General features: G+C 44.8%; 12 protein-coding genes. 7 read left to right on the top strand and 5 right to left on the bottom strand.

All coding sequences use genetic code 11. From position 1 onward, the window contains the following. Positions 1-336: 336 nt before the first annotated feature. Complete coding sequence (locus tag HMPREF2909_RS01380; RefSeq protein WP_021618506.1) at positions 337-936, bottom strand: CarD family transcriptional regulator; 600 nt, start codon at positions 934-936, stop codon at positions 337-339. A 122-nt stretch (positions 937-1,058) separates the two neighbouring features. Here HMPREF2909_RS01380 and HMPREF2909_RS01375 point away from each other — a divergent pair, with 122 nt between their 5' ends. The 4 genes from HMPREF2909_RS01375 (at position 1,059) to HMPREF2909_RS01360 (ending at position 4,813) form a co-directional block, all read left to right on the top strand. After that, positions 1,059-1,790 carry a response regulator transcription factor gene (locus tag HMPREF2909_RS01375; RefSeq protein WP_071414941.1) on the top strand — a complete coding sequence of 244 codons (732 nt, stop codon included), beginning with the start codon at positions 1,059-1,061 and terminating at the stop codon, positions 1,788-1,790. Between the two features lie 84 nt (positions 1,791-1,874). After that, entirely contained in the window at positions 1,875-2,951 is a 1,077-nt protein-coding gene (locus HMPREF2909_RS01370; RefSeq protein ID WP_071414940.1) for a sensor histidine kinase, read from the top strand. Between the two features lie 123 nt (positions 2,952-3,074). Further along, complete coding sequence (locus HMPREF2909_RS01365) at positions 3,075-3,482, top strand: LexA family protein (RefSeq protein ID WP_071414939.1); 408 nt, start codon at positions 3,075-3,077, stop codon at positions 3,480-3,482. 5 nt (positions 3,483-3,487) lie between these two features. Further along, positions 3,488-4,813 carry a Y-family DNA polymerase gene (locus HMPREF2909_RS01360; protein WP_071414938.1) on the top strand — a complete coding sequence of 442 codons (1,326 nt, stop codon included), beginning with the start codon at positions 3,488-3,490 and terminating at the stop codon, positions 4,811-4,813. Here HMPREF2909_RS01360 and HMPREF2909_RS01355 read toward each other — a convergent pair. Both HMPREF2909_RS01355 and HMPREF2909_RS01350 read right to left on the bottom strand, forming a co-directional pair. Then, positions 4,810-5,508 carry a ComF family protein gene (locus HMPREF2909_RS01355; protein WP_084797190.1) on the bottom strand — a complete coding sequence of 233 codons (699 nt, stop codon included), beginning with the start codon at positions 5,506-5,508 and terminating at the stop codon, positions 4,810-4,812. The two genes, HMPREF2909_RS01360 and HMPREF2909_RS01355, sit on opposite strands and share 4 nt — an antisense overlap. An 80-nt stretch (positions 5,509-5,588) precedes the next feature. Then, positions 5,589-6,680 carry an HAD-IIB family hydrolase gene (locus tag HMPREF2909_RS01350; RefSeq protein ID WP_071414936.1) on the bottom strand — a complete coding sequence of 364 codons (1,092 nt, stop codon included), beginning with the start codon at positions 6,678-6,680 and terminating at the stop codon, positions 5,589-5,591. Between the two features lie 52 nt (positions 6,681-6,732). Here HMPREF2909_RS01350 and HMPREF2909_RS01345 point away from each other — a divergent pair, with 52 nt between their 5' ends. Beyond that, on the top strand, positions 6,733-7,164 hold the full coding sequence (locus tag HMPREF2909_RS01345; RefSeq protein WP_034298118.1) for a metallopeptidase family protein: 432 nt from the start codon (positions 6,733-6,735) through the stop codon (positions 7,162-7,164). Between the two features lie 50 nt (positions 7,165-7,214). Here HMPREF2909_RS01345 and HMPREF2909_RS01340 read toward each other — a convergent pair whose 3' ends face one another. Then, positions 7,215-8,738, bottom strand: coding sequence for a DUF5719 family protein (locus tag HMPREF2909_RS01340; RefSeq protein ID WP_071414934.1), 1,524 nt, complete (start codon positions 8,736-8,738; stop codon positions 7,215-7,217). 3 nt (positions 8,739-8,741) lie between these two features. Continuing rightward, a complete protein-coding gene (locus tag HMPREF2909_RS01335; RefSeq protein ID WP_148130769.1) occupies positions 8,742-12,002 on the bottom strand; it encodes a glycosyltransferase family 2 protein in 3,261 nt (1,086 codons plus the stop codon). A 369-nt stretch (positions 12,003-12,371) separates the two neighbouring features. Here HMPREF2909_RS01335 and HMPREF2909_RS01330 point away from each other — a divergent pair, with 369 nt between their 5' ends. Continuing rightward, the gene (locus HMPREF2909_RS01330; protein ID WP_084797189.1) at positions 12,372-13,829 is read left to right on the top strand and encodes an LCP family protein; all 1,458 of its coding nucleotides are present in this window, start codon (positions 12,372-12,374) and stop codon (positions 13,827-13,829) included. Between the two features lie 24 nt (positions 13,830-13,853). Beyond that, the gene (locus tag HMPREF2909_RS01325) at positions 13,854-15,152 is read left to right on the top strand and encodes an LCP family protein (RefSeq protein WP_071414932.1); all 1,299 of its coding nucleotides are present in this window, start codon (positions 13,854-13,856) and stop codon (positions 15,150-15,152) included. Positions 15,153-15,208: the final 56 nt, after the last annotated feature.

Below are 15,208 nucleotides of genomic sequence, written 5' to 3'. Positions count from 1 at the left end.
AACACACTGCTCCCAGTCAGGCTACGTTGAACGTATCATGTTTGGGAGCATAAAAACAAGCACTAATCAGGCTCAAACGTGTTCCCAGTAAGTCCGCGTTGAACACGTCATGATTGAGAACATACAAAATCGCATACCCCACAGGGGAACCTCACTCATCACGTGCCACACACAGGTACGGCTTGCTGAAAAACCATACCAGCGAGCCAAATCTCAAGAAGCCGAAAACATTCTTCTATTTCTCACAAAACAGCAGGGCACCAATCCCCGCGGATTGATACCCTGCTCTTATAGAACGTATCTCTTATAGAACGTATATAAACAGCTTAAAAGCTCTTACTTCTTCTTTTTCTTCGCTACTTCTTCAGCTTCTACACGACGCAAAGTTGCATCAGCAGGTTCTTCAGGAGCCTGAGCATGATGCTTCTCGTCGCCTGGCTGAGGCTGTTCATAGCCTAAATTAACATCAAGCAAACGCTGAGCTTCTTCTTCCTCCAACTTCTCACTCAAAGCAATTTCAGAAGTGAGAATAGTGCGAGCGCGTGAGAGCATGCGTTTTTCACCAGCAGATAAACCGTGATCGTTATCGTCACGCTGAGCTAAGTCACGTACTACTTCTGCGACTTTATTGACGTCACCCGAAGCAATTTTCTCTTGGTTTAATTTGTAGCGACGAGACCAGTTCGTCTTCTCTTCTACAATAGGAGTACGCAAAATTTCAAAAACTTTTGCTACAGCTACTGCGTCTACAATATCGCGTACGCCCAGCTGTTCAACGGTATCTGCTGGAACATTAATAATCAGGCCGTCAGATGAAAGCACAGACAGCTTGAGATATGTCTTTGTTTCTCCTCGTAATTCGCGTTCTGCAATTTCTTCAATGCGAGCTGCGCCATGGCGCGGATAAACGACGGTATCCCCGACCTTATAGTCCATAAAATAAGCCTTCCAGCAAAAATTTCAACCCGTTTAGTCTGCCATAAAGTAAGGACACGCATTTTCGCCATATCTTGCGCTATGATAATTACAGAATGGCAATCTAACAAGAAAGCTACATTATGAATATGTCTACAACGCGACCTGCACAGCATACTATCCTCGTAGTTGAGGATGAGCCAACCCTTGCTACTGCTATTGCACAGCGTTTAGCGTCTGAGGGATGGAATGCGCGAGTTATTGGCGATGGTGCAACTGCTGTTCAAGCTGCTATCCAGATTAAGCCTGATTTAATTGTTATGGATATTATGTTGCCGGTTATGGATGGTTTAGAGGCAACCAAGCGTATTGTATCGTCCCGCCCAGTTCCAGTTCTTATGCTGACAGCTCGCGATGATGAGACTGATAAGATTATTGGTTTGAGCGCCGGTGCCGACGATTATATGACTAAGCCTTTTTCCATGCGCGAACTTATTGCACGATGCAAGGCTTTGTTGCGCCGCGTAGAACGTGCTAAGGTTATTGCCAAGAATTCTGAGAACGAGAAAATTTTACAGTTTGGCGGTTTGCTTATTGACCCAGCTCAACGTATTGTCACCTTGAATTCTGAGGTTGTGCATTTAACTCCTACTGAGTTTGATTTGCTCTCCACTCTTGCACGCAAGCCAAAGAGCGTACTGACTCGTGAAAAGCTGCTTGAGGAAGTGTGGGATTGGGTGGACGCATCTGGCACTCGTACTGTAGATTCGCATGTGAAGGCTTTACGTCATAAGTTGGGTGCCGATATGATTCGCACAGTACATGGCGTTGGTTATGCATTTGAGCCTCCTGCAGATGAGGGCGATGCTCAATAATTTCTATATTTCATGATTTTTATGGGCGCTACTACTCTTGTTTCGTAAAGAAACAGGAAGTAGCGCTTTTTTACGGAGTTACAAATGAAATCTTCTCGCTCTACCTCAAAGAGTTCTCGCCATTTTAATAGTTATCGTCCTTTAGGGATTATTCGTTCACTGAAAATCGAGTTAAGCGTTCTTATTGTTTTAGATACGTTTTTTGCTTTTGTTTTTGCGTGGGGCTTGCTTAAGTTAGGTATTTCTGGTTGGATTGCTTTACCTATTACTTTGGCGATTGCTTTAAGCGTTACTTATTTATTTGCGCAAGGACTTACTGCCCCTCTTCGTGAAATACGCGATGCTGCAGAATCTTTGACTCAGGGAGATTATACGAAGCGCGTATCTATGGCTTTAGAGAGCAATGATGAAATCGGTCAACTATCTCGATCCTTTAATGTGATGGCAGATGAGCTCGAACATGCTGACCAAATGCGTCGTGATTTAATTGCTAATGTGAGCCACGAATTGCGTACACCTGTATCGGCTCTGCAAGCTTTAGTAGAAAATATGGCTGATGGTGTAGTAGAACCAACTCCTGCAAACTTAGAGGGCATTTTAGGTCAAACACAACGTTTAAGCGATTTGATTGCTTTCCTGCTTGATTTAAGCCGAATGGAAGCAGGTGCTGCCAGTTTAGAGATTACTCGTTTTAATGTGCGTGATTTCTTGGATGACGTGATTGCACCTCTTGAAATTGCTGATGGCAGCCACAACCATCACGTATCTTTAGATGTTCCTCCGGCTTTATGGATGGACGGCGATGAAGATCGATTACGTCAGCTTTTTACTAATATTATTGCTAATGCTCTTAAGCATTCTGCCGATAATACATCAATTCTGGTAGAAGCTCATGAAGATCTTCGTGTCGGTTGTGTTGTGACCAATGTTGTGAATTTTGGTTCTCAAATTGCACCGGAAGACCGTTCAGATATTTTCCGCCGCTATGTTAAGGGACACCGCAATCGTCCAGGAACAATGTCAGGCGGAACGGGGTTGGGCTTGTCTATTTCACGATGGGCTGCTGGTCTTCATGGGGGCACTGTGAAAGTTGTGGACGATATACGTGGCGTAAATTTTGAAATTACTTTGCCTCAATACCACAATAACAGCACGAAGTAATCTAAGTCGTTATCCTTATACAACGCTCTGCACACAGCCTATATATTGGCATGTCGCAGAGCGTTTTTTTCGTCCAGCCCACCTGAAAAACTATTCGAACAAATGTTCGAAAGGTGGTGTGTTATGGCAGCAGTGCGCGCGAAATCTCATACGGGTTTTCCTTCCGTAGCACAGGATTATTTCTCCTCCGATTTTTCTTTCGATGCCAATATTATTACGCATCCAGATACCACTTTTATTATGCGTATTAATGGTTCCTCTATGGAAGGTGCAGGAATTTTTGATGGCGATATTATTCTCGTTGATCGTTCTCTTACTCCAGAGCATGACGATATTGTTGTTATTACCTATGAGGAAGAACTTCTTCTGAGACGATTAACTACAAATAATCAAGGCAACCCCGTGCTGAGCACCTATGCTATGCACGATAAAGATATTCATCTGTATTTTGATGAATCAATAACCTTGTGGGGCGTGATTATAGGAAGCTATCATCCCCAACATAGCTCTGTTCGAAACATGCGGGGGTGAGAATAATGGCAGTACTAAGGGCACCAAACCAATTTATTTTAGCTGATGCAGATAGCTTTTTTGCCTCATGCGAGAGAGTTTTTAATCCACGTCTTGCCAATATTCCTGTTGTTGTTCTATCTAATAATGATGGTTGTGTGGTAGCACGCAGTTTTGAAGCAAAACAGCTGAAAATTCCTGAGGGAATTGCATGGTTTAAAATTCGTGATTTTGCCAGAGAACATGGCGTAGTAGCCTGTAGTTCAAATTATGAGTTGTATGCCAGTTTATCAACCAGAATGATGCATGTGATGAACCAATTTTTTGCTCAGCAGCATGTGTATTCAATTGATGAATGTTTTTTCGATGTGCAAGGGCATAGTTCAGATTTAACCAGCAGATGTGAAGCCATGCAAAAAGCAGTGTGGAAAGGTTTAGGACTACCTATTTCTATTGGCATTGCTCCCACGTGCACTTTAGCCAAGGTGGTGAGTCATTGGTCAAAAAAACATGTGGGAACACGTACTATTATGAGCTGGGATGAGGCTCTATCTATTAATCCTCATTTTCTTCAGCTTATTCCTGTAAACGATGTATGGGGAATCGGTAGACATTTAGCTCCAAAATTAATGAGTATGGGCATTCTTACAGCCGCTCAGTTACGAGACAGCGATCCCGTAGCCATGCGTAAGCACTTTAACGTATCTGTACAGCAAATAATTTTGGAGCTACGTGGAATAGCGTGTATTGATTTTAATTCTGAATCTAATGCTCTCGATGGAAAACGCCTTCATCAGATTATGTGTTCGCGCATGTTTTCTCATACGCTAGGTGATATTGCATCTTTGAAGCAAGCTATTAGTGTCTATGCACAAAAGGCTACGTATCGATTGCGCCGTCAATCTAGCTTATGTTCGAGCATTTCCGTATTCTGTTCCACTAGTCGTTTTGCTCAAGATGGAGACCGTTCACATATACATGGAATCCGTGCTTTAGACGAGCCCACAAACGATCCTTTGATTATTACACAGCAAGCCTGTGCTTGTATTGAAAAGCAGATTGAAGAAGGAAAACCTTATGCGCGTGCGGGAATTATTCTACAGGGGCTTATCGATGATGACACTTATTCTCCCCTAGAGGTTTTTCAACCACATATCGACCGCGGTGTAGGAGATATTCTCGAAATTGCACGACAGCGCTTTGGCTCCATGCGTGTAGGCATTGGTTATGGCGGAATCCGCTCTGCGCAACGCTTAAACGAAGATACGGGAGCACAATGGAGCATGAAACGTGAATTCTTATCTCCTCGAGCAACCACCTGCTGGCCAGAAATGGTGAGCGTACGCGCTTAAGCATCTGCGTTCTGTTCACGCACATCCGCTAAGCAACAGGCGGCTACAATCTGTGCATGATGTGAGCGAAGGAAGCGTATACAAGCACGCATAGTTGAACCCGTAGTTACAATATCGTCGATAAGGATCACCTGAGCATGAGCCATACTATGCGTTGCACACAATCGCAATCCTTTGTCTAAACGATGCAAACGATTATGTCTATCGTTCGCTGTTACCGCTTTATGCACCTGTGGCGTCATGCCCACAGCGTCACACACATGCGCTGACCATGCCAATCCGTATGCTCGCGAATAAGCGTTCATCATACGCGATATGAACTGAGCCACGTTATGCATATGTGCACGACCTCTACGACGTAGCGAGGATTGCGATGATGGAGCTGGAACAATACACCATGACACTTCCTCATCATAATGTTCTATAGCATCTACACAGCGTACAGCCAATAGTGATGCAAAAAGGAGGTCTAATTCTTCATCTCCATGATCTTTCCACGACAATATAGCTTGACGAACCGGACCTTGATAACGCGCACACGATAAAACTCGTAATGTCGGCGCAATATCGCGCGTATATGAATCATCAAAATACTGCATGCAGGAGTTACACAGAACAGCGTCTTTACGCCCGCAGCCTGCGCAACGACGGCTACATATAATCAAACTAAGCATGCGAAGAAACGAAGGAATCATGAATGTATTCTATGACGCGCTCCTAAGAGAAGAAAATACAGAACTACATGTGAACCAATGTGAATAACACGCCGTGTTTTCTAAGCAAAAACTAAGCGATATCCCCCACCGCGCACGGTCTGAATACGTTGTGGCATCTGAGGATTATCTTCTAAAACAGCGCGTAATCGAGCAATAGATACACTCAATAATCGTGTATCTCCTGAATCTTCGTATCCCCACGCCTGTTTGAGTAAATCTTCACGGCTTACTACTTCACCACGAGCATGAAGAAGAGCTAAAAGCAAACTAAATTCAGTATCAGCAATAGCGACTTCTTTGTCATGAACCCACGCACGGCGAGACACAACGTCAATCATAATCCCATGAGTATATGCGCGCATAAAACTGCGCATAAAATCATTCGTATCATCCGGCCCATCCACACGCACAGCATGAGTTCCAGCCACAGCAGCAGGGTAATCGTTGCCACCTTCACTCATGCGATCTCCTACGAAAACAATATCGGAGGTGGAAATATTAAATTGTTGCGCTATCTTAGACACAGCAAAAGCTTTATCTATACCCCGGTTAGAAATATCTACACTAGTAGCACCGGCTACACGTACCGTTAAATCAGGCAGTTCACGCTGAACATGTGCAGCTAAAACAGTGCGCTTCGAGCCATCCGCATCCCACGCTTCTTTTAAGTCAAGATGAGCTTGAGAGCCTAAAGCTGAAAACGTAATCTGACTGCCTCTATCTTCAATACGCACACCATCAGTATGCTTATACCATAATCCCAAAGCTCGAGCGTATTTCTCTAAAGCAGCCTGTGCCCTATTTTTCTGATCAGCAGTCAGTTCGAGAACATACCACGGCACATACGAGCGACCATTAAAACGATAATATGACGTTCCTGTTGTAGGCAACAACACAAGATGAGGGGCATACGCATAAGGTGCAACCGAATCTAAGACTTGCGACTCAATCAATTCATAATGTCCACCAGTTACAATTGCTACGGGAAGTATGTGGGTCAGCGAAATAAATAAGCGAGCCGTCTCATCGCTCATCGGCATTTTAGAACGTGCTAAGGTATTATCCAAGTCAAAACCTAATACGCGCGCTACAGCAGCATAATCACTCATCACAATATCTCGAGCATGCGGCACTACAAGTTTAGACGTCATCGTGTCACCTTTCCACTGTCCCTATTGTACAGGCACTGCTAAGCTACATAGTATGAATGAACAACCTTGGACTCAACCCATCTATCGTAACCGTCATGGTCGAGGATTACGCCGTCCAGTGTTTACTTCTCTTCCTCACGACCGCACATCGTCAGGTCTTTTTGATGCTATGGTTTCTGCTCAAGTAAGCCGATTGAAACGTGCTTGGCCGCATTTATTGAATACTATAGAATTTGCTGTAGAAGATGTTCCGCCTTCCGACCCTTTGGCGTGGGAAGAATACAAAGTTGTTTTATCTCAGAACTTTCCTGCACGACATGGTATTCCTGCTCGCATTGCTTTGTATCGTAAACCAATAGAGTTTCGTGCCTCTACACGCACAGATATGCAGATGATTATTCGCTACGAAATTGTGGCGCAGTTAGCGGATTTATACGGTATGAACCCTGAAAGTATTGACCCCTCGTGGTCAGATAAGAACTAAAACTATAGACGAACGCCTGCTCTTGTAGAAAAGCAGGCGTTTAGCGTAGTTTAGTTCAGAACTGAATGTTTATGCGTAATTGTGTATTGTGCTGTAGATAAGTCCATTGATGTGGCAACAGAGGTAGCACGTGCAGTTACCTGCGCTTTACTCAGAGCCTCCATACTAAAGCTTTGCCCCACAACCAAAGCGGATGCACCTTTACTCTTTTGAGAAATTTGTACCAGCGCTACTCCGCTGCCCAAATCGCTGGCTTGAATCTGCGCCACGCTATGTGAGGCAAGAGAAATATCCTTATTACCCACTTGCTGACCATCAGCATTAAAAGCAACCACATGTACATCTTGGGAGTCGGACAGTATATTCGTCACGTCAATGGTGGCAGAAGCACCATCAGGAACAGCTACAGCATAAGCAGACTGTGCAGCATGACCATTAGTCATAGAAAAATCGTTCTGCCCATCCGAGGCAGCCGCACCAGTGCCATATAATGCCGCCACCACAGGCGTTGTCGAAGTCACGACAATTGCTTGCGTACCTTGCGGCATCGCATCAAAATCACTCACGCTTAACTGCCCCGCGTTATACTCCACATCGCGCTTCTCGATTTCGCCCTGTGCACCGACAAAGCTCAATCGCGCCGAACCGCTCCTGCTGGCGGCATGAATAGCCAATCGCCCTTGCCGCACTCCATCAACAGCTGGAATAACCTGCTGCACAGCGGCAGAGCTAACTGGAACAATATAGTCAGATCCCTGCGGCACCAAACCATTCATATGCACAGCCTGAATCACCGCTGCCACAGGAGCAGAATTCGATGTAACCGTAACAAAAGCAGCGTCTTTCACATCGAAAGCAGCCGATAAATCAATCGTGGTTTCTGCATGGGCTGCCACGGTTGCTGTTGCATGGGTTTCAAACTTCAATTCTTCTGCAGAACCAGAACCATATGCCTTTAACTGCACTGATGTGGATTTATCGGAAGCATTCGCCACAATCAGCTGTTGAGACCAACCCGTATCTGTTGGCGGAATAAGGAAGGATTGAGAAGAACTAAAAGGCACGCATGAGGCTGCGGACAAACCCCGTAAATCTGCCTGTGTAGCCCACGATAGCACCGTTCCAGCAGCGCCCGTAAATTTTTGTGCTGCTAAAGTGCGGGTAGATAAAACGCTCGACGTTCCAGCATCACCCGCAACTGTATGCACATCACCGTTGCTCATTGTTTTATTATCAAGCAATGAGCTGGTATCTGTGTGATTCACACTTTCTTTCTGCGCCTGATACAAAGCACCCATCAAGCCCACACGCATACTGGAGCTTAAATCACCAGCACTTGCCTGAAAATCAGAGTCACCATAATTATCTGTATCTGCAAGCTGCATACGAGCTGGGCAATACATCGAAGAATTCACCTGATCAACATTGCGAGTTTGTGCTGCAGAGCGGGACTCGTTGTAGCTCATAAAAGATGGTCGAATAACACCGGAGGCAAGGAAGGCGGAGGCTCCAACTAATGCCACAGCACTCACGCTTGCTCCTGCAATGGATAATACTTTATGCGCAGTAGACACTTTTTACTCTCCTTCTCGTGCACCCAAGCGTGGCAGACCCAAAATAAGATAAACAAGACCCACAAGAACCATGGCAGCCAACCATACATAACGCATCACACTAGTAGAGGCAGCGTCAAAGCCCTTCATATTCACACCTTGCTCTTGCGAAGCTCTAATGGAAATACGAATATAAGCACCCTGATTTGTATTCACCACTGTTTCCGTATTATTCGAAGCAGAAGCATGAGATACAAAAGAGCTGAACGCACTATCAGCGCCGTTATACACAACGTAAATGCCGCCAAAACCAGCATCACTTAAAGCCGCAATAGCATCATCATGTGAATTTTCTTGCAGTTGAGCAATCGCTTCTTCCACATGAGCTTGCTGCTTATCCCATGATGCTGGGAATACGCTGGAGGCATCAACTGCTGCAGACGAACTAATAATATCACCGTGAGCACTGGTGAGCACAGAATAATCAACAGTGCGATTGCTTTGCGGCGATACAACTAGAACTCGGCGAGCAGAATTACCCTTAAGATATTCTTGAGCCACAATTGGTAAGGATGCAGAGCTCGATGTGAGAGATTGAGAAGATAAGCTCGTGGCATATATACTGCTGGACACCGACCATGCAAGCGTAAGAACAACGCATAAGGCAATAACACAACTACGCGTTATACCGAAGGCAGTGCGCGCAACTGCTGTTTTCTCGCCGCGCTTTCCAGGATCGACTATAGCTGCATCCTGCTCATCAAGCAAACGCTTATCTTTCTGCAAAATTGGCACAAACTGCGTAACAGCAGGACCACTCATCATCGCTAAACCAGACAAGATACACATGAGAACAAGAGATCCTGCCGGCAGCATAGACGCATATACAAGCCCCTGAGCATTCAACCCCACAGCAATACCAGAAGATACCACAGCTAAAACAATGCCAGTAAGTATGCCAATCCACATACTGCGCGATGGCTTCACACATTGAGGAATGCACAAGGTAATAACAGAGCATAACAGTGCAAGAGCCAAGCACACAGTAACAATAAGAGATACAGTAGAAGCCCCCGACGAGCCCAAAGACTGTACGAGAGATGTATGAGTTGATGCATCGGCAGAAGGAATAAAGAGTTGAAGCAAAGCTTGGTAAGCAGACTGCCCAGCGCGCGCTCCTGAAGAAACACCTGAAGAGAGAGCACCCGATGCTCCATTCGCTCCAGTAACACCCGAACCAACAGATACACCACTGGTCACATCAGCAAAAAGCTGTCCGAAACTATGTGGTTGACGGATAACTGCAATCAATGTTGGAGCCAAAATAACTAGCGAAGGAATGCCCATCGAAACAAGCATAATCACATGGCGATGGTAAATAATCGACACAGCAATGCCCACAACAAGCATCGCTAAGAATAACTGTGGCTCACATGCACATACAACAGCGAAACATAAAGCCGCCCATGCACTCGCCTGAATCGAAGGCTCCGATTCAATCGGGTATTCCGTTTGATATACACCCAAGGCTTTGGCAGCAAAAGCTACAGCGGCTGGCAAGAACACATACACCAACATCATAGGCAAATGACCAGTGAAGAAAATACCAGTCATATATCCTGATACTACCCACGTCACTGCTAATGCTATGCGAGCAACATTCGATCGAGTAAAAATACCCACCAAAGCCCACATACTCATCAAAGCAGCTGGAGCCGCGAAGAGCACAATCACCGTACTAGTAGCACTCGCATGACCAAAAGTTAACAGAGAAAATAAAGCATAAATCACGAGGAAAGGAGAAGGAGGCAGCTCTGTTCCAGTAATTCCTGCAAAGGTGTATGGCGTTGTTGCCACATTGAATAATTCTTGTGTGCTCGAAGCGGTAGACAAAAGAAGAGGTGACACAAGATGAACGCCCTGAAGAACTGCTCTGAGTGCTCCAAAATGGATAGCAAGATTAGCAAAGAAAACGATAACAGTAAAAACAGCTAACCAAGTGTAGCGTACCCGCGTTAAAGCACGCACATGCGCACGTACTAAAGGACTAACAATCTTATGACCGCGCTCAGAGAAGATATCACGCAAATGATCTTTGTACGAGCGCAAACTATCACTGCTCGCCACTAAAGCCTGTAGTTTAGCTAAAGATAATTCTTGCACACCGCTCAGTGCAGAACGCACAGAAGCAATAGCTCCCATATGAGTAAGGTTGTACCATGGCATAACCAGTTCGCATAAAGCCTCATACGGTTTTTTCTTCATAAAATTCGCTATGCCGCGCACCACAGCTAAGACTAAGCTTATTGGCCACATATAGAGCCAACGCACCATGGCAACATCAGAATATCGATATGCATCGCGTGCAATCATCTGTGTAAACGCTGTGTTTTTATAACTACGCAAATCATCAGGATTTGTCGCGCGTGTAGTACCTTGAGCAGAACGTACGCCCTCTAGTCGCGCACGACGATGCGCCAAACGTGCACGAGGTTCCACAATCACACGACCACCTGAACGCACAACGCGGCGGCAAAAATCACGTGACTGACCAAAAGTGACTACTTGCGCATTAAATCCGCCTACACGCATCCAATCAGATACACGCACAAAAGCGCCTGCCAAAGACACCGCATACACATCTTGACGATTATCGTATTGATCTTGATCAATTTCTCCATCAACAACCAAAGACGTAACACCGTGTCGTGAATCAGCAAAATATCCAACATTAGACAGCACTTCGCCATCCCAGCTTAATTGCTTCGCACCAATAACCGTAGCCAAAGCATTATTGCGACGTACCTCATTCATTGTATCTACATACGAATCATCGAGTGGACGCGAATCATCATGTAACAGCCACATATATTCAACTGCGCTGGTCAACATCCCGGAATCTAAAGCCTGATTGACTGCATGCGTCACCACTTCACCATAGGACTTACCTTGCGCAGTAACAAGAGATGCGCTCATAGGAAACATCTGCAAAGCTTTATGTGCAATAGTATCGTCGTGTTGTGCTGCCTTGTACGATGATGGAGCACAATTGACCACAAGAAGACTGCCTGGAAGAACTGTCTGATTGACAATGCTGAGCAAGGTCTGCTCCACATAACGTGTGTCTTCTTCTACTGTAATAACGGCAGCCAAGCTCGCATCCACTGTTTTATGCTGCACTGTGGTTGCCTGATGTGCCACACGTGTAAGAACGTCTGCAAGGCTTACCGCATCATTTTTATCGGCTTTTTCGATGAATTCAGTACTATGGTGCAATCTATTCACGTGAACAACATTAGTTCACTTCGGCGATGTAAAGCAAAAATGCTCAGGTTTACTAACATGGTCTTTACACTCTCGCGCGATAACTGGGGTTCTTGGGCGAACCTAAAAGCACTCGCACGTTAGCAAGAACACTGCGGCAAGACTAAAAGTATTCTCGCGCGATATCAAGGGAACTTCGGGAGCGATATCAAGGGAACTTCGGCTCAGCTAAGAATACTCACGCCATAGCAAGAAAACTTCGGCAACCTAAAATCAGCACAGAAAAATCAGCACAGATGAGAAAAAAATATGGATATATAAATATTTAACGTGCATGTGACGTGTCTTCTTTATAAACTTATCCACGTATATTAAGCGAAAGGGTAAAGAGTGACTCGACATTCACGTAAACATTCCGGATCATCAGTTCAGAGAGCACGACTATCTCATACGCCTTCTCACGCATACGGCTATAAAAAACCTTTAGCTTGGTTTAAAGCTCTTGCTGTAGTGTTGAGCGCTACTTTTGTTTTTGCTGGCACTGTTTTTGCAAGCGTATATACGCAGTTTTCTAAAACAATTAGTGAGTCAAGTGTCAAAATTATTAAGCAAAAAAATATTAAAAAAGAAATTATTGACCCAAACGCTGGTAAAGCTATTAATATCCTTATTTTAGGTACTGATAGTCGAGATGGCGCCGAAAATTCCGCTATTGGTGGCGCTAATGAAGTGGGCAATCATCAGGCTGATACCACTATGATTGCTCATATTTCTGCAAATCGCGAGTTTATCGATCTTATTTCTATTCCTCGTGATTCTATGGTGTCCGTGTCCAGCTGCGAAACATCTAAAGGCACTATTCCTGCACGCTCGAATGTTATGTTTAACTCGATTTTCGCTGAAGCATATAACCTCGGTGATGATTTATCTTCAGCTGCTACCTGCACTCTTAAAGCAGTAAACGAATTAACAGGTTTAGATATTTCTCAGTTTATTACTGTTGATTTCAGCGGTTTGAAAAATATGATTGATGCCTTAGATGGTGTTGACGTGTGCATTAGTAAGGATTTTTCAGATACTAATTCAAATCTCAGCTTGAGCCGCGGTCTGAATCATCTTAACGGTACTGACGCTACTCAGTACGCACGTACCCGTTATGGTTTGGGAGATGGCAGCGATGTGATGCGAACAGTGCGTCAACAGTATTTGATTAAAATGCTTATCCGTGAAGCACTTAAGCAGAATATTTTAACTAATTTTAATAAGCTGTATCAGCTTGCTAACACAGCACTGCAATCCTTAAATATTTCCGAAGGCTTAGCGAGTGCCAACACATTGATTGGTTTGGCATCAAGCTTAAAGAACTTTAAGGTATCTAATATTTACAGCCAAACTGTTCCTGTGCAAAACTGGACCTACGATGCTAACCGTGTGATGTGGACTGCAGATGCTCAGAGCCTGTTTGATCGTGTAAAAAATGATCAACCTCTTACTGACATTCCTCTCACCACCAGTGATTCGAACTCCTCGAACTCTTCTTCAAGTACCTCATCCGACAGTTCATCTAATAGCTCAAACTCCTCTTCTGAGCGAGCTACAACAAATCAGGCTCAAGACCAGTCGCAGTCTCAAAATCAAACTCAATCCGGCCAGACAGCTCAAACAGATAACAATACCCCAGATCCTCGCACGGACGTTATTAAACGTGCAGATGGTACCCTCATTGATCCAGGTACTGGTGGAACTATAGACCCTGATTCCGGCGTTATTCACGATCCAAATACCTACTGGTCGATTGGATTAGCGGAAAAGTATTTGAACTACACCGTCTGCGGCATTGAGAGTTAATAAAAGTTACTAAAGAAGATAATTATGGCTAGAATTCCTCAGGACGATGCTCCCCGTTCGGAGAATGAACAACAGGCTCCTCCGAGCTTTCAACCTATGCGTTCCCGTTCCCAACGTTCGAGTAGCTCTGCTCAAGGCTCGGCTACTCGTAATAGCGAACGAGGTTCACATACGGATAGCATAACTCCTCCTAGTTTTTCGCCAACTGCTCCACGACGAAGCGCTCAGGGGTCAACTTCGCGTGCTCGTTCAGCGCAGGAATCTGTTCAGTATTCACGCCCTCAATATCGCAGTTCGCAATATCCGAGTTCTCGACCTTCCCTCTCCCCGAGAAACCCACAGGACGTAGTTCCGCGCCGTACTAAGAAGATTCGTTTTAGCCGCATCATCGCCATGCTTATCGTAAGTCTTCTAGCTCTGGGCATTGTTATCGGATGCTGGTCATGGTTCTGGGTTGACGGTCAGCTCAACCGCAGCATTGATTTAAGTCCTGCTCCTGATAACTCAACAGCAAACACGTGGTTAGTTTTGGGATCTGACGCACGTGATGGCGAAGTAGCAAGTCAAGATGCGTCATCAGTAACTGGTTTTAGAACAGATACGATTTTGGTTTTAACTAAGCCACGTAGTGGTCCTGCATCATTGATCTCTATCCCACGCGATTCCTATGTTGAGGTGAACGGGATTGGCATGAAGATTAATAGTGTAGCGCAAAATGATGGTTATGATGCGCTTGTATCCTCTGTAGAAAATATTACCGGTACAAAGATTGACCACGTTGTGCAAATTGGTTTTGACGGTATTGCACATGTTGTTGATGCTTTAGGTGGCGTGGATTTATGCTACGACAATACTGTTAATGACGAGTATTCTGGCTTACAGTGGACTGCAGGTTGCCATAGCGCCGATGGCACGACTGCCTTGGCATTCTCCCGTATGCGTTATTCCGACCCTGAAGGAGATATTGGTCGTGCAAAGCGTCAGCGTCAAGTGATTGCTGCCGTGATGAAGAAGGCCGCCAGCGCCAGCACTTTAACCAATCCTTCTAAAACTTTGAACGTTGCTTCTACAACACTTAAAGCACTTAAAGTAGATAATAAAACAGATACAGCAACTATGCTTTCCATGGCATTAGCTTTTAAAGCTGCTACGGGAAGTAAAGGAGTCAATGGTAGCGTCTACTACGATGATATTAATTACCAGCCTGGCGGTGTCGGATCTGCTATTCACTTAGTAGCACAAAAGAATTCTGAACTGTTTAGCTCGCTCAACTCAGGATCTATTTCCTCTGGTACAACAGTCGGAGGTCTGGTTAGCGAGTAGTTATTCACATTGGTTCACAATTTCATATTATTTTTTATCTGCCATAGTTTAAGCCT

The sequence above is a fragment of the Alloscardovia sp. HMSC034E08 genome, from assembly GCF_001813415.1.
In the GTDB taxonomy this organism is placed as follows: domain Bacteria; phylum Actinomycetota; class Actinomycetes; order Actinomycetales; family Bifidobacteriaceae; genus Alloscardovia; species Alloscardovia omnicolens.
The sequence above is the reverse complement of the archived record's forward strand: the minus strand, read 5'-3'. Positions and strand labels throughout refer to the sequence as shown.

What these genes read in the sequence shown, in the direction of transcription:
- HMPREF2909_RS01380 (WP_021618506.1), bottom strand. Translation starts at nt 936, where the DNA reads ATGGACTATAAGGTCGGGGATACCGTCGTTTATCCGCGCCATGGCGCA.
- HMPREF2909_RS01375 (WP_071414941.1), top strand. Translation starts at nt 1,059, where the DNA reads ATGAATATGTCTACAACGCGACCTGCACAGCATACTATCCTCGTAGTT.
- HMPREF2909_RS01370 (WP_071414940.1), top strand. Translation starts at nt 1,875, where the DNA reads ATGAAATCTTCTCGCTCTACCTCAAAGAGTTCTCGCCATTTTAATAGT.
- HMPREF2909_RS01365 (WP_071414939.1), top strand. Translation starts at nt 3,075, where the DNA reads ATGGCAGCAGTGCGCGCGAAATCTCATACGGGTTTTCCTTCCGTAGCA.
- HMPREF2909_RS01360 (WP_071414938.1), top strand. Translation starts at nt 3,488, where the DNA reads ATGGCAGTACTAAGGGCACCAAACCAATTTATTTTAGCTGATGCAGAT.
- HMPREF2909_RS01355 (WP_084797190.1), bottom strand. Translation starts at nt 5,508, where the DNA reads ATGATTCCTTCGTTTCTTCGCATGCTTAGTTTGATTATATGTAGCCGT.
- HMPREF2909_RS01350 (WP_071414936.1), bottom strand. Translation starts at nt 6,680, where the DNA reads ATGACGTCTAAACTTGTAGTGCCGCATGCTCGAGATATTGTGATGAGT.
- HMPREF2909_RS01345 (WP_034298118.1), top strand. Translation starts at nt 6,733, where the DNA reads ATGAATGAACAACCTTGGACTCAACCCATCTATCGTAACCGTCATGGT.
- HMPREF2909_RS01325 (WP_071414932.1), top strand. Translation starts at nt 13,854, where the DNA reads ATGGCTAGAATTCCTCAGGACGATGCTCCCCGTTCGGAGAATGAACAA.